The sequence below is a fragment of the Brevibacillus sp. DP1.3A genome (assembly GCF_013284245.2).
Classification (GTDB): Bacteria; Bacillota; Bacilli; order Brevibacillales; family Brevibacillaceae; genus Brevibacillus.
The window spans coordinates 839,226-861,630 of the sequence record NZ_CP085876.1; the positions used below are offsets into that span (position 1 = coordinate 839,226).

Below are 22,405 nucleotides of genomic sequence, written 5' to 3' on the forward strand. Positions count from 1 at the left end.
GTCAATATGAGAGATTTTTTGCAAGATGTGTTGAGTGGAGTCCAAGAGGGCCGTCTGTCCAAGCCAGAGGCCCTTCGAATGTTGAACAAGTATAAGCAGAGCGCCCCATCCGAAGCAAATGATGAATACGGCGTGCTGCTTTTTCGGCCGTCCGAAGAGGAAACTGCAAAGTTTCCATCGGACTCCCCTGGGCTCAATCAGGACCGATTGATCATATTTGGCGAGTCGATCAAGGTCCGCGCAGATAAATTAGAATGCATGACAGGCAAAGCCGAATGGCTTGTTCTTGAATTCTCAGAGCAGCCGATCGAGCAGCGGTATGAGGCTTATACACTCCAAATCATCGACCGCCTCCAGCGCCTTCTGCATAATCACACCGGCCGGGAAACGCTTGTGCAGCTTTTCATCGCAAATAAAGAGGAGTCGCCATGGTTTGTCGGATTATACAGCTTACTGTTAACCGCACGTGCAGAAAATCCGAAGCTCACGGTAGAATGTCTCGAATGGTCGGAAAATGATAAGAGAGATATTGCCGGTGCGCTCGAGGCAGGTGCCTGGGGGGGCGGCAGCACAAGTGCTGTCCAATCCCAGCACGGTCGCTGTTACCGTTCCGCGTGGAAGAAGGAGACGATCCTGCAGGAGCAGGTGCGAATGCCATGGAAAGACCGCGGCATCTATTTAATAACAGGCGGAGCGGGCGCACTCGGCCTGTTATTTGCTGAGGAAATCGCAAGGCAGGTGAGCCTGCCTGTTCTTATACTAATCGGAAGATCGGCAACGCTGAATGACGAAGCATCCGACCGAATCGAACGGATGACGGCTCTTGGCGCGAAGGTTGAATATAGGCAAGTTGATCTAAGCGAAGAACGTCAAGTTGCTGCATTGATCGATGCAATTCGGAATCAATATGGCGGCTTGAATGGGATTCTACATGCGGCAGGTATCATCCGCGATGAATATTTGTACCGCAAAACGCGTGATCAGGTTATCGAGGTGCTCGGTCCGAAGGTGAAGGGACTCGTTCATTTGGATCGGTCTAGCAAGGATATCAAGCTGGACGTGTTTGCCGTCTTCTCATCCGTAGCAGGTGTATATGGCAATGCCGGCCAAGCAGACTATGCGGCGGCGAATGGCTTTATGGATGCTTATACCGCATGGAGACAACAGACGGACCACAACAGGTCAGGAATGATCGCAATCAACTGGCCGCTCTGGAGATCGAACGGGATGCAGCTCGAACCCGGAGCCGAGGAAGCATTGGAACGTGAGACCGGGATGGCGGCGATGCCGGGAACGATCGGCATCCGTGCATTCTACGCTGCGCTTGCAAGCGGAGGGAGCCGGGCCATGGTACTCTACGGTGCTGGTGCTAAGCTAACCCGTTTTGTAGAAAATGACCGAAGTCGCTCTTCGGCCGATCTTGTCGAAGGAGTCAGTCTGGATCCAAACTTGGACAAGCGGACCCTGAAACGGCTGATTCATTTGTTCTCGGGCTATACGAGGCTCAATCCGGACAGCATTGATCCAGATGAACCGTTGGAAACGTATGGCATCGATTCGATTATGATTACCGAGTTGAACCGCAATCTCGCGAATGACTTCGGTGAGCTTTCCAAAACGCTGTTTTACGAATTCAAGACACTAAGAGGCGTAGCCGATTATTTGAGCGCAACGTATCCGCATCAATGTCTCAATTGGATTGGACTGGCCGAGAGAGATACACAGGAGAAAAATGACGCGGCGGCAGCTTCGTCTTCCGGTGCGATGCCCCGGTTGTCGCCGATCGGTGAAAGTGATCAAACGGTCAGCAGATCGGTCGGCATTGCAGGAAAGAGTGGTCAGCCGGCAGAGAAGGAACCGATCGCGATTATCGGGATGAGCGGCAGATATCCGCAGGCCGAAGATTTGGACGCGTTTTGGCGAAATCTTGCCGCAGGCATGGACTGCATAACCGAAATTCCCGGGGGTCGTTGGCCGGTCGAAGGTTTCTATGAGCCCAATTCGGAGATTGCGGTCGCCGAGGGGAAAAGCTATAGCAAGTGGGGCGGATTTCTGGAGCATGCGACAAGCTTTGATCCGCTCTTCTTTAAAATATCGCCGCTGGAGGCGTCCTGCATGGACCCTCAGGAACGGCTCTTTCTCGAAAGCTGCTGGCATGCGCTTGAGGATGCTGGCTGCACGAGAGAGCATCTGGCTTCGCAGTACGGCGGCCGAGTCGGCGTTTTCGCCGGAATAACGAAAACAGGGTTTAATCTATACGGGCCTGAGTTCAGAAAACAGGGAGAGCGCATGCTTCCCTTTACGTCTTTTAGCTCCGTGGCCAATCGAGTTTCGTACTTATTTGACTTCAATGGTCCGAGCATGCCAATCGATACGATGTGCTCCTCTTCGTTAACCGCTATTCATGAAGCTTGCGAGCATATTTTGCGCGGGGAATGCGAATTGGCAATCGCCGGAGGCGTCAACTTATATCTTCATCCGTCTAATTATATCGAGCTTAGTGCTCATGGGATGCTGTCCACCGACGGCAAATGCAGAAGCTTCGGCAGCGGCGGCAGCGGCTTCGTTCCTGGAGAAGGAGTAGGTGTTTTGCTGCTGAAACGGCTGTCGCAAGCCATTGCCGACGGTGACCGGATTCATGCCGTGATCAGAGCCACCAGCGTGAATCATGGCGGCAAAACAAATGGCTACACCGTTCCAAATCCGAATGCCCAGGGACAGCTGATCCGGCAAGCGCTCGACAAAGCCGGTATTCACAGCAGAACTGTAAGCTATATCGAAGCGCACGGTACGGGCACCAAGCTGGGTGATCCGATTGAAATTACCGGGCTGACGCAAGCGTTCCGCCAAGATACGCAGGATAACCAATATTGCGCGATCGGTTCGGTCAAATCGAATATCGGTCATCTTGAGGCGGCGGCAGGTGTGGCCGGCGTAACGAAAATCGTGCTGCAAATGAAGCATCGGAAGCTCGTACCGAGCTTGCATGCGCGTACACTAAACCCGAATATTCCGATGAAAAACACGCCTTTTATGGTCCAGCAGGAGCTGGCGGATTGGGATAGACCCGTCGTTCGCCTGAACGACAAAGAGGAAGAGTATCCGAGAATTGCGGGCATTTCTTCCTTTGGCGCAGGCGGCGCCAATGCGCATATTGTGCTCGAGGAGTATATTCCGCCTGTGAGTGAAGCTCGAAAAGAAACATCCGCTAGTGAAGAGATGCTTATTCTGCTGTCGGCCGCCAACGAGCAACGGCTGCGTATTCAGGCAGAGAGACTGCTTTCGGCTTTGGACAGCGGATCATTGGCGGATGCGGAATTGGCGGAAATCGCTTATACGCTTCAGATCGGCCGCGAGGCGATGGATGAAAGGCTTGCTTTTACCACGGCTTCGAAGGAAGAGTTATCCCTTCGCTTACGAAATTTTTTGAATAAGACGTCGGATGACGGTTCGATATACCGCGGCCATGCGAAATCGGATAAGGAGCAGTTGGCCTCGATCGGAGCGGAAGACGATCTTGCAAGCCGTGTAAGCCGTTGGATCGAGCTCCGGAATGTTGACAGGCTTGGGCAATTATGGGTGAAGGGTCTGAAGGTAGACTGGACCCGGATGTATGAGAACAAGCCAGCTAGGCGTGTGAGTTTGCCGGGTTATCCTTTTGAACGCAAAATGTACTGGCTACCGGGCAGCGGCAAACGGAAGGAAGCTGAAGCTAGTCCAGACTTGGCAGCTGAGAAGCAGCGCTTTATCCGCGAACCACAGAACCGTCCGGAAGCGTTTGAACATGTTTTGCTTACACCTGTTTGGGAGGCTGTGCCTGTCGAATCCGGGCCTGCGTACCCCGGAGCGAACAGCCGAAGCGTTGTGATCATCGGAGGAACGGCTGAAAGCCGGGATGCTCTCTTGGTTCATTATCCAAACGCCTTTACAGTCAACGTGGGTGAAGAGGATGATATCGAGCAGATCGCTATGGTGCTGGCACGATTCGGCGTCATCGATCATTTATTTTGGCTTGCGCCGCCTTCCGAATTTTTGCTTCATGACGATTCACTCCTTGCCAAGCAAAAGGGTGGTGTCCTTTTGCTATTCCGCTTGATCAAGGCGTTGCTGCACGCCGGATATGGCGGGAAAAGGCTGAGTGTCGATGTCCTCACCTTCCAAACCCAGCGGGCATACACGGGGGACAGGATAAATCCCGTTCATGCGAGTGTGCATGGACTGATAGGTGCGCTTGCAAAAGAATATCCCCATTGGCAGATTCGTTTACTGGATTTGGAGCCCGGCTGGGAGACTTCAATTGAAACGCTGTTGACGCTTCCTCCGGATAAGGAAGGAAACACGTGGTGCTTAAGGGGACGGGAATGGCTGTGTCAAAGGCTGGCTCCTGTGAATCTCGCCTCCGGCATGCAGCACAACGGTTACCGGAAAGGCGGCGTCTACGTCGTTATTGGCGGGGCCGGGGGTATAGGTGAAGTCTGGACGGCGTACATGATCCGCCGCTATCAGGCCCAGATAGTCTGGCTTGGACGCCGTAGGCAGGATGAGTCGATCAGCGCGTCAATCGAACGGGTGTCCACTACGGGGCCAAAGCCATTCTATATAGAGGCGGACGCAGCGGATGCCCAAGCGCTGGATCATGCTTATCAGGTCATCAAAGCACGTTTCGGCGCCATTCATGGTGTCGTTCATGCTGCAATCGTCCTGCGAGACCATAGTCTCGCCAATATGCAGGAGGACGACTTCCGGGCAGGGCTTGGAGCCAAGATTGACGTCAGTGTACGGCTAGCGCAAATATTCCGCAGAGAGCCACTTGATTTTGTTTTGTTTTTCTCAGGCATGATGTCCTTCGCCAGAAGAGCGGGTCAAAGCAATTATGCAGCAGGCTGCACGTTTAAGGATGCCTTCGCGATCCGTTTGGCCAGTGACTGGCCGTGTGCGATGAAGATAATGAATTGGGGTTACTGGGGAAGTGCGGGCATTGTCGCTTCGGACGATTATCGGGCAAGAATGGTGCGTGACGGCATCGGTTCGATAACGCCTTCCGATGCGATGGAGGCGTTGGAGACACTGCTTGCAAGTCCGATCGAGCAGATGGCATTTATTAAAGCCTCGAAGAGTGTCATGGAAGCAGGCTTTGCTTCGGAGAGGCTAATAGACGTCATGTTCGACACCCCGGGCTTCAGCTGCGATTACAGGTCAATGGTGGAGCTGCCGGCACTTCCTGATCTCATTGCCGGTATGAACATAGAACGAGGCCAAGCGGTTGGGCCGTACGGTCAAGCCGAACTGATTTTGCATGATTTGATCGGGGAAACGTCCCGTTTGCTGGACGTCCATCCCGACGAAATCGACCCGAACGCTGAGTTTGCGGAATACGGATTGGATACGGTCCAGCTGGCCGAGCTTTTAAGCAAGCTTAACAGAAGCTTCATGATGGAAGCGGAAATGCAGGCTTTCACAGATTGGACGACGTTGAACCAGATGGCACAAGCTGTGTCCCGTTTTGTCGGACGATCGGAAATCACGCCATAAGAAAGGGGCCTGTTCGTCTTGGATCAATTAAACGCGTTAACCTATAAATTGCTGTGGGGGCAGCTGTGGGAACTCGGACAGTTTACACAGCATCCGTTTGACTTGGACGCTCTGAAGGCCAAGGTGCATTCGCGCTATGGAAGCTGGCTTAAAGAGAGCCTGACACAGCTGACCGAACAGGGGTATATCAGGCTGCCACAAGGACAGGGCCTTGCGAAAGCAGCTCCTCCTGTTCATCTGAACGAGGTGTGGGAAGAGTGGGCGGCCGCCAAGAAGGAATGGCTGCACAATCCTAATTTACATGCCCAAGTCAACCTGTTGGAAACAGCGCTTCGGGCGCTTCCGGCGATATTGACCGGCCGGACCTCCGCCACTGACGTTCTGTTTCCAAACGGCTCGATGGAGCTTGTCGAAGGCATCTATAAATATAATCCGGTATCGGATTACTTTAACGAGGTGTTGGCCAATACAGCGGCCGCATATGTAAAAAGTCTGGGTCAAGGGCAACGGATGCGCATTCTTGAGCTGGGAGCGGGAACGGGCGGTACGAGCGAGATGGTCTTCCGCAAGCTGGAGCCTTATCGGGTACAGATCGCGGAGTACGTTTACAGCGACTTATCGAAAGCACTTCTTATCCGTGCACAAGAACAATACGGACCGGCAGTTCCCTATTTAAGCTGCCGGATCGTGAACGTTGAAGAGCCCTTGGAGGAACAGGGGATTTCGTCAGGCACATTCGATATGGTCATCGCGTCAAATGTGCTGCATGCGACAAAAAATATTCGGCTTACGCTGCGCACCGTTAAATCTGCACTGAAAAAAAATGGTTTATTGCTGCTAAATGAGATGAGCAACAATACGCTCTTCGCTCACCTGACATTCGGTCTTCTGGATGGCTGGTGGCTCTATGAGGACGACTGGCTGCGCATTCCGGGTTCGCCCGCCTTAACTTCGGAGACCTGGACGAAAGTTTTGGAGCAGGAGGGGTTCCAGTCGGTTTATTTCCCGGCGCAGGCATCCCGGAACTTGGGACAGCAGATTATCGCTTGCCAGAGCGATGGCGTTGTACGAAAATCCGGCACATCGTCAGCAAAACGAACTGGGTCGAATATGGATACCGCTGCGGCGATGATTGTCTCCACAACGGCAGATGATACCGGAAAAGTGGAACCGAAAGCGGATTGGACTGCTCAGGACAATGACAGATACGTGCAAGCTGTCAAGCTCATGCTTAGAAAGCACATCTCGACAGCACTTAAGGTTGACCGTGATCAGATCGCTCCGAACCATGCTTTTGCCGATTACGGGCTGGATTCCATTACGAGCGTTCACTTAATCCAATTGGTTAATGAGGAGCTTGGACTGGAGCTGCCGACGACCGTTCTGTTTACATACAGCTCGATTAATCAGTTTACAGGCTATTTGCTGGCTGAGCACGGCGAAGCCGTTTCCCGGGTTTTCGGAGCTGCGGACCGCATAGCGCCGCAGGCGGCTGTTAGGCCGAACGAAGTCGAATCGCCCCCTGCGTTCCAGAAGGCGGATGCACGAGCCCAAGGGCCGGCTCATAAGGAGCCGATTGCCATCATCGGCATAAGCGGAAGGTTTGCCAAATCCCGTAGCATGGAAGAATTATGGGAGCATTTGGCCAGTGGAACGGATTTGGTCGGGGAAATCACGCGATGGAAACAGTCGGACTCCAATATCGTTCGCTATGGTAGCTTACTTGATGATTATGACGAGTTCGACCCGTACTTTTTTCATATTTCGGGAACGGAAGCGGTTTACATGGATCCTCAGCAGCGGTTGTTTCTGGAGGAGTCCTGGAAAGCGCTGGAGGACGCCGGCTATGCCGGATCGGCAATGGAAGGCCGCCGGTGCGGCGTTTATGTCGGGTACAATATCGGCGATTATATGCATCTGCTCGGCGACAATCCCCCGGCGCAGGCGATGTGGGGAAATGCCGGTGCTATCGTAGCTGCCCGAATTTCGTATTATTTGAACTTGAGAGGCCCGGCGATAGCAGTCGATACCGCCTGCTCCAGCTCACTCGTATCTGTTCATCTTGCATGTCAGGGACTGTGGGCGCGTGAGACAGATATGAGCTTGGCCGGGGGTGTGTTCATTCAGTCTACCCCGACTTTCCACGACAGTGCACAGCGGGCAGGCATGCTGTCTGCTTCCGGGCGCTGTTATACGTTTGATGAACGGGCGGACGGTTTTGTGCCGGGAGAGGGCGTCGGTGCGGTTGTTCTCAAACGGTTAAGCGATGCGATTGCCGACGGCGACCATATCTACGGTGTCATTGCCGGATCGGGCATGAACCAGGACGGCACGACCAACGGGATTACGGCACCGAGCGGCGCTGCACAGGAAGAGCTCGAGCGCGAAGTGTATGAACAATTCGGCATCGATCCCGGGCGCATTCAATTGGTAGAAGCACACGGCACCGGTACTAAGCTTGGCGACCCCATCGAGCATGAGGCGTTGACGCGCGCATTTAGACATTACACAACCAAAACGGAATACTGTGCGATTGGCTCTATCAAGACAACGATCGGCCATACGATCGCTGCAGCGGGCATCGCGGGGTTGATCAAGCTGATGTTGTCATTGAAATATAAAAAGCTTCCGCCATCCCTTCATTATCAGAAGGGCAATGCGAATATCCGAATGGAGGGAAGCCCCTTCTACGTCAACACCCGCCTCAAGGAATGGCCTGCTGAGCCGGGTGAAAGCCGGTTCGCGGCGATCAGTTCATTCGGCTTCAGCGGGACGAATGTGCACATGGTCCTTCAGGAAGCGCCGACGATAGATCGTCAGCCAAGGCCAACGCGCAGTCATCTGCTGGTGCTGTCGGCGCATTCCGACGCGCAGCTGCGTCAGCAGGCGGAGCAGCTTATCGCTTACTGCGGCAAGCATCCCGAAGCGGATATCGGGGATATGAGCTATACACTGCTGATCGGACGTAAGCATTTGCCGCATCGGCTGGCCTGTATCATCGAGGATGTGACTGCCCTTGTCGCTGTGCTGAACCGCTGGCTCCTTGAGGGGAGCGCGCCGGGCCTCTTTGCGTCGGTCGTGCACGAATGGGAACGGCAGGAGGATGCGATCAAGAAGAACGAGGGTCTGGTGTGCATCATGGAATGGCGTAATTCGGAGCTCGATAAGCCGGAGATGTTAGAAAGGATTGCCCGCTTGTATCAGCAAGGCTATGAGCTGGCGTATGACAAGCTGTTTACAGCCAGTCAATACAGACGGATTTCATTGCCGGTGTATCCCTTTGCACGGGAGAGATTTTGGGTGCCGCTTAGGGGAGTAAGTGAGTCGGTGAAGCGGGAAGAACGGCATCAATCGGAAGTTCTTCATCCGCTGGTGCACCGCAATACGTCGACGCTTACGGAGCAGCGGTACAGCTCCGTATTCACGGGCGATGAGCCCTTCTTCACGGACCATGTGTTAAACGGCCAGAAGATTTTTCCCGGCTCCGCTTACTTGGAAATGGCTCATGCAGCCGTACGGCTTGCTACTGAATCGGCTGCTGACGACGGACGAATCCTGCAGCTGAAGCATGTTGGATGGGTACAACCCCTCATTGCGCGGGATGAACCGGTTGTCCTTCACATCGCGCTCGCTTCCGGAGAGAATGAGGAAATTACGTTCGAGGTATACAGCTTGTCGGGGGATAAAGACAGGGAAGAAGCGGTTGTTCATTTTCAAGGTTCGGGAAGGTGGACGGCAGCCGCGCCGGAGGAGCGGCTGAATGTGCGGGAGGCGCAAGCGGCATGCCGCCATACGGTTTCGTCGGAAGCATGCTACGAGGCGTTTGCACAGATCGGCTTTCATTACGGCATCACCCACAAGGGCATCGAGCAGCTTCATATTGGAGAACAGGCTGCGCTGGTGAAGCTGTCGATGCCTGCTGATCGAGGGAGCGTGGAGCCTTTTACGATGCATCCCGGTCTGCTGGATGCCGCACTCCAATCGATGGCCGGTCTTGTATTCGGAGAAAATAACGTAAGCCCATTGGATGGCAGTCTTCGTTTAAGCCCGCTTCTGCCTTTCGCTATTGAAACGCTCGATATCGTACATGCCATGGATGCCGAGATGTGGGCGTATTTGCGATTCAGCCACGACTCGGGGATGCATGGCGGCATTAAGAAGATTGATATCGATTTGGTTGACGCTCAGGGCCGTTTATGCGTACGGATCAAAGGGTATGCTGCCCGTTCGGTACAAGCCAACACACACTCGGACGAGGGGGTGTTATTGTTCGAGCCGATATGGGAAACGGCGGAGGACTCTATAGGTACAAACGAAGCTGTGCACCGATATGAGCGCCGAATTGTCGTCGCTACTGAAGACTGTGCCTTCGCTCTGAAGGAAATCGAAGGACAGGGGGATGACGTCCGGTGCATCGCCCTGCAGACCGAACATCAGGATAAGATCGACCTGCGTTACCATGCTTATGCAGAACAGCTGCTCAGTATCGTACAGGAAGTGCTGCAGGATAACCGCTCCACTATGATACAGCTGCTTATCGGCCATACCGATCAACAGCAATTGGCTGCGGGGTTGTCGGGAATGCTCAAAACAGCGGCCATGGAAGAGCCGAGAATAGCCGGCCAGCTGATCGAGCTTGAAGCTCAGTCGAGTGAGCAGCACCTCGCCCAATTGCTAGCGGCGTACGCAAAGCACCCAGAATTACACCACATCCGATTGAATAGGGAGCAGCAGAGCATTCTGCGCTGGCGCGAGATGCGAACGGTTCCCGAGTCGTCTACAGTCGTTCCTTGGAAGGATGGCGGCGTTTACCTCATAACCGGGGGAACAGGCGGACTTGGCGTGCTGTTTGCGGAAGAAATTGCGCGAAGGACCCGTGGCGCTGCCGTGATCCTTGCGGGACGTTCAGCGCTGGACCAAAACAAGCGCGAACGGATAGAGCAATTAACCAATCGAGGGCTGACGGTGGAATACAGGCAAACGGATGTCGGTAGCCTGGAGGCGGTGGAAACGCTGATCCAAGAGATTTGCCGCAAATACGGTACATTGAACGGGATCCTGCACGGCGCCGGTGTTATTCAAGATGCTTATTTGAAGAAAAAGTCCGCGGTTGAACTTCAGCAGGTTCTTCGGCCAAAAGTATCCGGAACGGTCCATCTGGATGATGCGACTCGCCATATTCCGTTGGATTTCTTCCTACTTTTCTCGGCTTTAGCAGGTGTAATAGGTAATCCCGCTCAGGCTGATTATGCGGCCGCCAACGCTTTTCTGAATCGTTTTGCTGCCTACCGTAACGAGTTAGCGGGAGCCGGACAACGGCATGGCCGCACATTGTCGATTTGTTGGCCGCTGTGGCAAGAAGGCGGCATGCAGGTTCATGCCGAGACGGCGAAGCTGTTGAAGCAGAAGAGCGGCATGCGAGCAATGGCAAGCAGCACGGGCATTCAAGCGTTTTACATGGCTTTGGCTGCTGGAAAATCGCAAATCACCGTTATCGACGGTGAGAAAGAAACGTTACGCGTCTTTATGCGGATGGCACAAAACGAAGGGAAGGTGCAGGCTTTCGAAAGCAGTATGAAAGAGCCGTCCGCTTGGGATCAAAGCGATGCGCTTCAGGAGAAAGCGGTCGCGTATTTGACGAATTTGATATCATCCGTGGCCGGCACGCCCGCCAGCCGGATGGACCCGGACGCTCCGATGGAAACGTACGGCCTCGATTCCGTCATGGTGATGCAAATCACCAGCCGGCTGGAAGCATCCTTCGGTTCCCTGTCGAAAACATTGTTTTTCGAATATCCGAACATCGGTCGACTGGCGGCTTTTTTCATCGAACATCATCGGTTCCGTTTGGCCGAGTTAGTTGGCGCTAAAATGGCGGCGGAAGATTCCATGAGTCCTATTACCGTATTACTGAAGCCAAAGAAAGCAGGCCGCAAAGCTGCACGCCCGATCTCCAAGCGGCCGACAGAAGCACGGGACGGAAGTCGTGTACACGATATTGCGATCGTCGGTATAGCCGGCCGTTATCCGGGCGCTAAAAATGTTGAACAATTTTGGGAGAAGCTTCGTGACGGTCAGGACTGCATCAGCGAAATTCCGCCCGACCGCTGGGATCACAGCGTCTACTATGACCCGGATAAGAGCAAGCCGGGCAAAGTGTATACGAAGTGGGGCGGATTTGTGGAGGGCGTCGACCGCTTCGATCCGATGTTCTTTCATATATCGCCGCGTGAAGCCGAGATCATGGACCCGCAGGAAAGATTGTTTCTGCAATGCGTCTATGAATCGATCGAAGACGCCGGATATACACGGGAAACGCTCGCTGCCGAGGGGCAAGGGAAGACGAAGCGGGTTGGCGTATTCGTTGGCGTCATGAACGAGGAATATCAGCTATATGGCGCGGAGTTGACTGCCCGAGGGAAGCCAATCGCACTATCCGGTAATCCCTCGTCTGTCGCAAACCGGGTCTCTTACTTCTGCGATTTCAAAGGACCAAGCATGGCGGTGGACACGATGTGTTCCTCGTCGCTGACAGCCATTCATCTGGCTTGCCAAAGCTTGCGGCAAGGGGAAAGCCGTGTTGCCGTGGCCGGCGGCGTCAACGTATCCGTCCACCCGAATAAATACATTTTCCTTTCCCAAGGCAAATTCGTTTCCAGCAAAGGTCGCTGTGTAAGCTTCGGGAAAGACGGCGACGGTTACGTACCCGGCGAAGGGGTAGGTGCAGCTGTGCTGAAACCGCTCGAAGATGCAATTGCGGACGGCGATCACATTTATGGCATTATCAAGGGAACGGCCATCAACCATGGCGGCAAGACAAACGGCTATTCGGTACCCAGTCCGGCTGCGCAGGCCGATGTCATTGGCGAGGCAATCAAGGATGCCGGTATTGATCCGCGAACCATTAGCTATATCGAAGCGCACGGCACGGGCACCTCGCTTGGCGATCCGATTGAAATCGCGGGCTTGAGCCAATCCTTCCGCGCCTATACGGCAGATGATCGCTTTTGTGCGATCGGCTCGGCCAAATCGAACATCGGTCATTGCGAAAGCGCAGCAGGCATTGCTGGTTTGACGAAGGTATTGCTTCAGATGAAATACGGTCAACTGGCGCCTTCTCTGCATGCGGAGGAGCTCAATCCGAACATCGATTTCGAGCAATCACCTTTTGTGGTACAGCGGACGCTGGAGGCCTGGAACCGACCTGTTCTGACCATAGACGGGACTGCAAGGGAAATTCCGAGAATCGCCGGACTCTCTTCCTTTGGCGCGGGAGGCTCCAACGGGCATCTCGTCATCGAAGAATATATTTCAGACGAGCATGTGACAGGCGAAAAGCAGACTTACCATAGGCACGATCCGGCTATCATTGTACTTTCAGCGCGCGACGAAGAGCGTCTACAGCTCGTTGCGCAGCGTCTCTTGTCCTTCATACGCGATCAAGGCTGTGATCACACAAACCTGGAGAATCTGGCCTACACCCTCCAAGTGGGCCGGGAAGCGATGGAGGAACGGCTGGCGATGCTCGTCGGTTCGATCGAAGAGCTGGAGAATAAGCTGCTTGCTTATTTAGCGGATCGCGAAGAAAGGGACAACGTTTTCCGCGGTCACATCCAGACTAATGAACTGATGCAAATGTGGCGGACAGACGAGGATTTATCGGAGACGTTTAAGGCATGGATGAGAAAAGGGAAATTCGGGAAGATCCTCGGTCTGTGGGTGAAAGGACTGAACATCGATTGGCGTCTGCTTTACGAAGATACGGTTCCCCGCCGGATGAGCCTGCCAACGTATCCGTTTGCGGAGGAGAGGTACTGGATACCGGAAACCGACAGCATATTTGCTCGGGAAGGAGAGGGCGGGAAGCCTCTTCATCCGCTGCTGCACCGGAATACATCGGACGTGTCGCAGCTGCGTTTCAGTTCGCTGTTTACCGGTAAGGAGCAGTTCCTGAGCGATCATGTTGTTCATGGGAATAAGATCATGCCGGGCGCCGCTTACCTCGAAATGATTCGCGCAGCCGCTGAGGCTGCAGCCGGCAAGCTGTTAAGTTCGGCAGGCACTCGTCTTCATCAGATCGTATGGAGAAAACCGCTTGTCATAAACGACGCATCCTCCGAGGTGCATATTCGGCTCCGTAAGGAAGACGAAGAATTGGCATGCGAGGTCTTTACCAATCAGGGCGAAGACGAGAATGAGGTCTTGTATTGTACGGCAACGGTATCGCTTCAGGAGCCCGAAGAGAGCCCAATTATGGATATTGAAGTCATAAGAGCACAATGCAGCGGGCCGAAGCTGTCAGGAGAGCAATGCTATCGGGCATTCGAATCAGCCGGACTTTTGTATGGACCCGGCAACAGAGGGATCAGAATTATCTATACCGGCAACGATCAAGCTTTGGCGAACGTGTTTGTTCCGGCGGAAGCAGCCGGCACGCCGCATGATTATGTGCTTCATCCGAGTTTGATTGATTCCGTCTTCCAGGCAACGATCGGCTTGTTTCCCCGTCAAGTTCTGGAAGCAATGGAGGGGCAGCCGCAGTCCGTGAGCCCAATCGTTCCTTTTGCGCTGGAGGAATTGGACATCCTTGGCCCATGTTCAGGAGAGATGTGGGCATGGATCCAGTTCAGCAGCGGTCTTCTACCGGAGAGCCCGATCCGCAAGCTGGATATCGAGCTTATCGACAGCAGTGGAATCGTTTGTGTACGGATGAGAGGATTGACGTCCAGACGGATTGACGGTGAAGAGGTTCGTGATCAACCTGTTGCAACCCCTAAGGAAACGCTTTTGTTCCAGCCGATATGGGAACGGAAGCCTTGCTATACGGAGAACACAGTGACTTATACCAGGCGTATCGTCTTGTTGGGCGGATCGGACAGCTCGCTTGCGGATCAACTCATGCAACAGGGGGGCGGGGCTGAGGTTCATCTATTGGGCGACGGCCTGGAAAGTATGACGCTGGAGTCGCGTTATACGTTTTATGCCAAACGGATGTTGAAACAGCTTCAATCCGCACTTCATGGTACGGAAGGCAGGACGCTGATTCAATTGGTGCTCCCGTATAACGACAATCAACGTCTCATGGTTGGATTAAGCGGAATGCTGAAGACCGCTGCTCTTGAACAACCCGGTGTCGTCGGGCAGACGATTTTACTGGGTAAGGACTCGGCGGGCCCTGTCATTGCCGGGATTATCGAAGAGAATGGGTCTGAACCGGAAGATGACGTCATTCGTTATGAAGTCGGCAATCGTTATGTTCAAAGGCTTGTGGAAATGGGACTCAAAAACGGGGTTCCGGTACCTTGGAAACATAACGGCACGTATCTGATCACAGGCGGCTGCGGCAAGCTTGGGATGATCGCTGCGCGAGATGCCGCCGCGCGAACTAGTGGTGCGAACCTGATCCTAACGGGGCGCTCCGCTCATGATGAACAGATACAGAAGCATCTTGACGAATTGAAAGCGGTGGGAGCCCATGCAGAGTACTGCAGCTTGGACATCAGCGACGCTTCCGCCATCCAAGAAACAATCGAACGGATAGAAGCTCGTTATGGCGGTTTGTCCGGCATCATTCATTGCGCAGGCACTCGAGCGGACAGCTTCATCTTGAAAAAAACGGAAATAGACATCGATCGGGTATTCGCCGCTAAAGTGGCCGGTCTTATTCATCTGGACCGTTCAACGAGGCATATGGAGCTCGACTTTATGCTGCTTTATTCCTCTCTTGCCGGAACGCTGGGCAATTTCGGTCAAGCCGACTATGCAGCCGCCAATGGGTTTATGGACGCGTTCGCAGCGCATCGGAACGATCTTACGGCTTCAGGACTTCGCAAGGGCAAAGCCTGCTCGATCGCCTGGCCGCTCTGGGAGAAGGGCGGCATGCAAATCGATGAGGAAACGCTCTCCATGATGAACAGGCTGACCGGGATGTCTGTGCTCGAAACCGCCGACGGGTTGCACGCTTTATATGCCGCAGCAGTATCTGCAGCGGACCATGTCCTGACGATAGCGGGAGATCCTTCCCGTATGCGGGCTGCCTTGACGGCTGGGAGCCAGTCTCCACCGCAGGCTCAAGCTCGGCCGGCAGCTGTCGTGCAGCAGCCTGTAAAGGCTGACGGCATTCTGGCCTTTCCTCAGGATGAGCTGGAGCAGAAGACCATAGCGTACTTAAAATCGCTTGTATCGGCGGTAATTAAGCTGCCCATTCAGCGGATGCATGAGGATACGCCATTCGAGAAATATGGTGTCGATTCAGTGACCATCATGCAGCTGACAGCGAGTCTGGAACAATCATTCGGAACGTTGTCCAAAACGCTGTTCTTTGAATATATGACGATCAGGGAGTTGGCCGGCTATTTGATGCGTGCTCACCTCGGCCGTCTGCCTGCTGTCTTGGGCTTGGAGGACGGTTCTTCGTTCGAATCGGCAGCGTCCATCCCTGAACGCGCCGGGCTTTCGGGTCATGACAGCCATGCTGTAGAGAAAGTAGAACCGCCAGCCGGCAATAACGATGTTGAATCGGTAGGTGCTACAACCGAATGGCGGCCGGAGGATATCGCGATTATCGGGGTGGCCGGACGCTATCCGGGAGCAAGAGACGTGGAGGCGTTTTGGCACAATATCCGGAACGGCGTCGACAGCATCACCGAAATCCCGGCAGACCGTTGGAATCATGAGGCAATCTTTGATGCAGAGCCTGATAAACAGGGGAAAACCTATTCCAAATGGGGAGGCTTCCTGGAAGGGGTGGATCGCTTCGATCCGCTGTTCTTTCACATTTCGCGCAAAGAAGCGGCGTTTATGGATCCTCAGGAGCGATTGTTTCTACAGTGCACGTACGAACTGCTGCAGGATGCCGGATACACGAGGCAGGACCTGCAGCAGCTCGATTCGTCCGGTCTTGGCGGTAATGTAGGCGTTTACGTCGGTGTCATGTACGAGGAATATCAGCTTTATGGTGCGGAAGAAACGGTTCGGGGCCGGCCGATGGCGCTGTCGGGCAGCGCTTCGTCGATTGCGAACCGCGTCTCGTATTTTTGCAATTTCCATGGACCGAGCCTGGCTATCGATACGATGTGCTCATCTTCACTCTCCGCGATACATTTGGCCTGCCAAAGTCTGCGGGAGGGAGAATGCGATGCAGCTATAGCAGGGGGTGTAAACCTTTCCATTCATCCGAATAAGTACTTGGCGCTTACGCAAGGAAAATTCGCGTCGAGCAAAGGCCGGTGCGAGAGCTTCGGCGAGGGAGGCGACGGTTACGTGCCAAGCGAAGGCGTCGGCGCCGTTCTGTTAAAGCCGTTGTCACGGGCCATTGCCGACAATGACCGCATCTACGGCGTCATTAAAGGCTCAGCCGTCAACCATGGCGGTAAGACGAACGGCTACTCGGTTCCGAATCCGAAAGCGCAGGCAAGTGTGATCGAGCGGGCGATCCGGAAGTCGGGCATTGATCCGGCCGCGATCAGCTATATCGAAGCGCATGGGACCGGTACGGCGCTTGGCGATCCCATCGAAATAAAAGGTTTAAGTGATGCATGGAAAACGAGTGCCCTTCCGACATCCGCTTGTGCGATCGGTTCCGTAAAATCCAACATTGGTCACTGCGAGAGCGCAGCGGGAATTGCGGGCTTAACGAAGGTTCTGATGCAGTTGAAATACGGGGAGCTGGCGCCATCGCTTCATTCCGAGAAGCTGAACCCGAATATCGTCTTCCCGGATACACCGTTTAGGGTGCAGCAGAAGCTGGAGGAATGGAAGCGGCCCGTCGTCGAAGCAGGCGGAGAAAAGCAGGAAATGCCGCGCATAGCGGGCATTTCTTCGTTCGGTGCGGGAGGATCCAATGCTCACTTAATCGTGGAAGAATATAATCCGCCCGCAGCGGTACATTCGGTCGATCAGGCCGGGAGTACCGTTCCGATTGTTTTGTCTGCGCCGAACAAAGAGGGATTGAAACGATTGGCTTCTCGCTATCTGGATGCAATAGCGATGCGGCAGATTACGGATGATAACTTGTCAGATGCGGCTTATACCCTTCAGGTGGGTCGTGAGGCGATGGAAGAACGAGCGGCTATGTCCGTTTCTTCGGTTCTGGAGCTAAAACGCGGGTTGCAGGCGATTGCCGAGAACGGCCGAATGGAGAAGCTGCACCTCGGTAGGGTGAAGTCAGGCGCGGCACTGTCCGAGCTTCAGGCCGGAGCTCCGGATGAATCGACCTGGCTGGGATGGTTTGCTTCTGAGAAGTTTGATCCGCTTCTGTCTTTATGGGTAAGCGGTATTGATTTCGATTGGCGGCTGGTCTACGGCAAAACGGCACCGACACGCATTAGTCTGCCCGCCTATCCGTTCGCTGAAGAAAGATGCTGGTATAACATTAGCGGCAATGGACATCAATCCGCAGGAACATATGGAAGCGAATCTGCTCCAGCTCCAAAAGTTCAAATTCATGAGGCTGGAACGATGGACCGGGAAGCAGTGGAGACAATTACGTTAATGCCACTATCGAACATTCCCGATCAAATCGATCACGGAAGCGGACACTCGCTGCGGCTCCCGCCGATTAAATTGAAGAAGATCGACGGGGTATCGAAGCAGCGCATATCGCTCGACGTGTTGACAGAGCAGCTGGCCGAGAGCTTGGCCGATGCGATGTTTATGGAACGTGCCGAATTGGACCCAGAGAGAAAGTTTATCGAAATCGGCGTGGACTCGATTATCGGCGTGGAATGGATCAAAGCAGTAAATAAGAAGTATGACGTATCCATTACGGCGACAAAAATATACGATTACTCGACTTTAAGCGAATTTGCCGCCTATTTGCACGGCGTAATCGCTGAGAAGGCCGCTTCGGTTGGGAACGAAACGGAAGCAAAAGCAGAAGCAGAACACGATTACGATCACGTAAGCCGGTTGCCGAAACAAACGGCGGCACTTACGGCAGCCGAACATGAGAACTCTGCCGAAGAAAGAACGCCCCCTCCAAACAACGGTGTTTCCTTGGAGGTACTGGAAGAACAATTGGTCCAGAGCATGGCGGAGGCCATGTTTATGCAGCCTGACGAGATTGATCCTGAAATCAAATTCGTGGACATCGGGGTTGATTCGATTGTCGGCGTCGAATGGATCAAGGCGGTTAATAAGCAATACGGCACGAGCATCACGGCGACGAAAATATATGACTATTCGACGATCAGACAGTTCGCGGCCTATCTGAGTTCCGAGCTGAGCCGGGGTCAAGGCGCTTCCCCGGAACAGGAGACCGTACATTCTCCGCTTATGCTGGATGACATTTTACAGCAAGTAGAAAGCGGTAGGCTGGACATTCATGAGGCTAACGATTACGTCAGTCGTCTTATCCTTGAGGAGGAACGGAATTGAACAGACAAGAAATAACAGCCGTTATCATAAAAAATTTGTATGAGATCGTCCCCGAATTAGAGGGACGGGAACTGAGGCCGGAGGACCGGCTTTCGGATCTCGGATTGAACTCCGTCGATCGCGCGGATCTAATTTCGATGGTGATGGAGGATTTGTCGCTTTTGCAGACTCAAAGATCGCAGTTTATTGGAATGTCGAGCATAGGGGAACTGGCCGATGGGTTCTTGGGTAAGCTGTAGGCCGGACGATATCGTCATCTCAGGCATCGGCATCACATCGGCCATTGGTCAAGGACAGGCGGCCTTCGCGGCAGCCCTCCTTGACGGCCGGCACGCCTTTTCTGTGCTGAACCGTCCAGGTCGCCAAAAAGGAAGCTCTGCTTTCCTGGGGGCGGAGATCGAATCGCTGGTTATGCCGGAACGTCTTTCTAAACGGCTGCTGCGAACGGCTTCCTTCTCCGGGCAGGCTGCGATGGCAACGATGCATGAGGCTTGGGAGGATGCAGTTCTGGATCAGGTTGAGCCAGAGCGTATCGGCCTCATTATCGGAGGTTCCAACTTACAGCAGCGGGAGGCTCTCCAAGCCTATACCTCGTATTCGGAACGTCCTTCGTTTCTGAGGCCCACTTATGCGATGACGTACATGGACAGTGATTTATGCGGACTTTGCACGGAGCAGTTTGGGATTCGCGGATTTGCGTTTACATTGGGAGGCGCATCCGCAAGCGGTCAGGCTGTTATCGCTCAAGCCGTTCAAGCTGTTAGCTCGGGGGAAGTCGATGCTTGCATCGCAGTCGGGGCATTGGCCGACCTTTCCTATATGGAGCTTGCGGCCTTTCGCAATCTGGGCGCAATGGGCTCCGATCAATATGCCGACAGACCGGATCTGGCATGCCGGCCATTTGACCGCGGCCGGGACGGCTTCATCTACGGGGAAAACTGCGCTGCCGTCGTCATTGAGCGCGCGTCTTGTGCTGGTAAGAGAGGGGTTCTTCCTTATGCAGCCATTACCGCTACGGCGATCGCGATGGACGGCAACCGAAATCCGAATCCGTCCTACGAGGGAGAAATGCGCGTGATCCGCGAAGCTCTTCTCCGGGCCGGCATTGCAGCCGCCGACATCGACTACGTCAATCCGCATGGAACGGGCTCCCCGGTCGGTGATGAAACGGAGCTGCGCGCGCTTAAAGACAGCGGATTGTCGCATGCCTACATTAATGCGACCAAATCCATAACAGGCCATGGCCTTAGTGCGGCAGGAGCCGTGGAAATTATTGCGGTATTGCTTCAAATGCGCAACTCCCGCCTTCATCCGACGCGTAATCTGGAGCTTCCGGTTGACGAGTCGTTCAATTGGGTGAAGGAACAATTCGTCCCGTACTCCATTTCTCGGGCTTTATGCCTCAGCATGGGCTTTGGCGGCATGAATACAGCGGTCATCTTGCAAAAGATTTAAAACGAACGGAAAAGGAGAATGGGGCTTGACTCAAGTTGGAATAGAAGCGATGAATGTTTTTGGCGGCAGTGCTTTTCTGGATGTCCCGGAACTTGCAGCAAGGCGTCAATTGGATACTGCCCGGTTCGAGAATCTGATGATGCTCGAGAAAACCGTTGCCTTGTCTTACGAGGACCCTATTACGTTCGGTGTCAATGCCGCGAAGCCGATCGTGGATTCGCTGTCTGAAGAAGAGCGGAACCGGATCGAACTGGTGATTACCTGTACGGAATCCGGCATCGATTTCGGCAAATCGATGAGCACGTATATCCATCATTATCTCGGCTTAAATCGCCGATGCCGGATGTACGAAATCAAGCAGGCCTGCTATTCGGGAACAGCAGGCCTGCATGCCGCGGTCCAATTTATTCTCTCCGGTACATCCCCGGGGGCCAAGGCGCTGGTGATCGCCACGGACATATCCCGTTTTTTCGTGGCTAAGGGCGGGAGCTCGCTGACCGAAGACTGGTCCTATGCAGAGCTAAGCGCGGGAGCCGGAGCTGTTGCCCTTCTGGTCAGCGATACGCCGTATGTCTTCCAAATCGATACGGGCGCGAGCGGTTATTACGGTTATGAAGTGATGGATACGTGCCGCCCGATGCCGGACAGTGAAGCAGGCAATTCCGATTTGTCGCTGTCCACGTATTTGGATTGCTGCGAACAAACCTTTATGGCCTACAAATCGCGGGTGCCTGAAGCCGACTATAAGGATACGTTTCAATATTTAGCGTTTCATACTCCCTTCGGCGGTATGGTGAAGGGCGCGCATCGCACGATGATGCGAAGAATCGCGAAGGCCAAAGCGCCGGAGATCGACGCGGACTTTAATCAGCGTGTCCTTCCCGGCATTCGATTTTGCCAGCGTGTCGGCAATATCATGGGCGGCACCGTTTTCCTGTCACTGGCAGGCCTAATTGAGCATGGGACATTTGATACGCCCAAGCGGATCGGCTGTTATTCGTACGGCTCCGGCTGCTGCTCGGAATTTTACAGCGGTGTCGCCACAAGTCAAAGCCAGGCGGCACTGCGTAAATTCAAGCTGAGCGAACGTCTGCAGGAGCGCCGTCTGCTCGGCTTTGACGAATATGAAGCGATGCTGAGAAGCGGTCACGGCATCCGGTTTGGAACTCGTAACGCGAAGCTCGACTTGCAAGGTATTCCCGCATCTGTGCGGGGCGAGCAACGGCTTTACCTGGAAGAGATCCGGGACTTCCATCGGATTTACAGGTGGCTGTAATGGAGTTTAAGACGCTGCATGTTCGATATCAGGGAACCGTATGCTTTATCAGACTGCACCGGCCCGAAGCGGACAACGCGATCAATGACCAGCTTGTAGAGGAACTGGGCTGCGTGCTGGACCAATGCGAGAAAGAAGTGACGGTTGTCGTGCTGGAAGGTCTGCCTCATGTATTCTGCACGGGCGCAGATTTCCAGGAGATTCACGCTCATATGGCAGAAGGCCGATCCATGCGAAGCAATCCTGAACCTCTGTATGCGTTATGGATGAGAATGCGGACCGGACCGTACATCGTTCTTTCTCATGTCAAGGGTAAGGCAAATGCCGGGGGGCTTGGCTTTATCGCCGCAAGCGATATCGTTCTGGCGGACGGGACGGCCCAATTCAGCCTGTCCGAGCTGCTGTTCGGCCTGTATCCGGCTTGTGTGATGCCGTTTCTTATTCAAAAAACGGGCATGCAGCGCGCGCATTATATGACGCTAATGACACAGGCCTTCGATGCGGAAACCGCACTCCGCTGGGGGTTGATCGATGCCTGGGAGCCGGAAAGCGAGTCGCTGCTGCGCCGTCATCTGCTTCGATTGAAGCGTCTACCGAAGGCAGGGATTGCGAAGTACAAACGCTATATGATTGAGCTGCAGCCCTTAATCCGGGAAGGCAGGGAGCTGGCAATAGCTGCGAATCAAACCATGTTTGCCGACCCGGATTCGCTCGCAGCTATCTATAATTTTGTCAATAAAGGCCAATTTCCATGGGAAGGTTGAT

General features: G+C 54.0%; 6 protein-coding genes. All 6 read left to right on the forward strand.

Features of this window, described 5'->3' with window-relative positions:
• The first annotated feature begins 6 nt into the window (after positions 1–6).
• The 6 genes from HP399_RS04050 to HP399_RS04075 are packed head-to-tail and all read left to right on the forward strand — an operon-like array spanning position 7 to position 22,404.
• A complete protein-coding gene (locus HP399_RS04050) occupies positions 7–5,532 on the forward strand; it encodes an SDR family NAD(P)-dependent oxidoreductase (protein WP_173616936.1) in 5,526 nt (1,841 codons plus the stop codon).
• An 18-nt stretch (positions 5,533–5,550) separates the two neighbouring features.
• Positions 5,551–18,909: an SDR family NAD(P)-dependent oxidoreductase gene (locus HP399_RS04055; protein ID WP_173616935.1), complete on the forward strand. Its 13,359-nt coding sequence runs from the start codon at positions 5,551–5,553 to the stop codon at positions 18,907–18,909.
• Complete coding sequence (locus HP399_RS04060; RefSeq protein WP_144619014.1) at positions 18,906–19,148, forward strand: acyl carrier protein; 243 nt, start codon at positions 18,906–18,908, stop codon at positions 19,146–19,148. Before HP399_RS04055 ends, HP399_RS04060 begins: the two co-directional genes overlap by 4 nt.
• Positions 19,126–20,364, forward strand: coding sequence for a beta-ketoacyl synthase N-terminal-like domain-containing protein (locus HP399_RS04065; protein ID WP_173616934.1), 1,239 nt, complete (start codon positions 19,126–19,128; stop codon positions 20,362–20,364). Before HP399_RS04060 ends, HP399_RS04065 begins: the two co-directional genes overlap by 23 nt.
• Before the next feature lie 25 nt (positions 20,365–20,389).
• Complete coding sequence (locus HP399_RS04070) at positions 20,390–21,640, forward strand: hydroxymethylglutaryl-CoA synthase family protein (protein WP_173616933.1); 1,251 nt, start codon at positions 20,390–20,392, stop codon at positions 21,638–21,640.
• A complete protein-coding gene (locus tag HP399_RS04075; RefSeq protein WP_173616932.1) occupies positions 21,640–22,404 on the forward strand; it encodes an enoyl-CoA hydratase/isomerase in 765 nt (254 codons plus the stop codon). The genes HP399_RS04070 and HP399_RS04075 overlap by 1 nt, the downstream gene beginning before the upstream one ends.
• The last annotated feature ends 1 nt before the right edge of the window (position 22,405 follow it).

Coding starts and splice junctions, on each gene's coding strand:
- HP399_RS04050 (WP_173616936.1), top strand. CDS start 7: ATGAGAGATTTTTTGCAAGATGTGTTGAGTGGAGTCCAAGAGGGCCGT.
- HP399_RS04065 (WP_173616934.1), top strand. CDS start 19,126: ATGGGTTCTTGGGTAAGCTGTAGGCCGGACGATATCGTCATCTCAGGC.
- HP399_RS04075 (WP_173616932.1), top strand. CDS start 21,640: ATGGAGTTTAAGACGCTGCATGTTCGATATCAGGGAACCGTATGCTTT.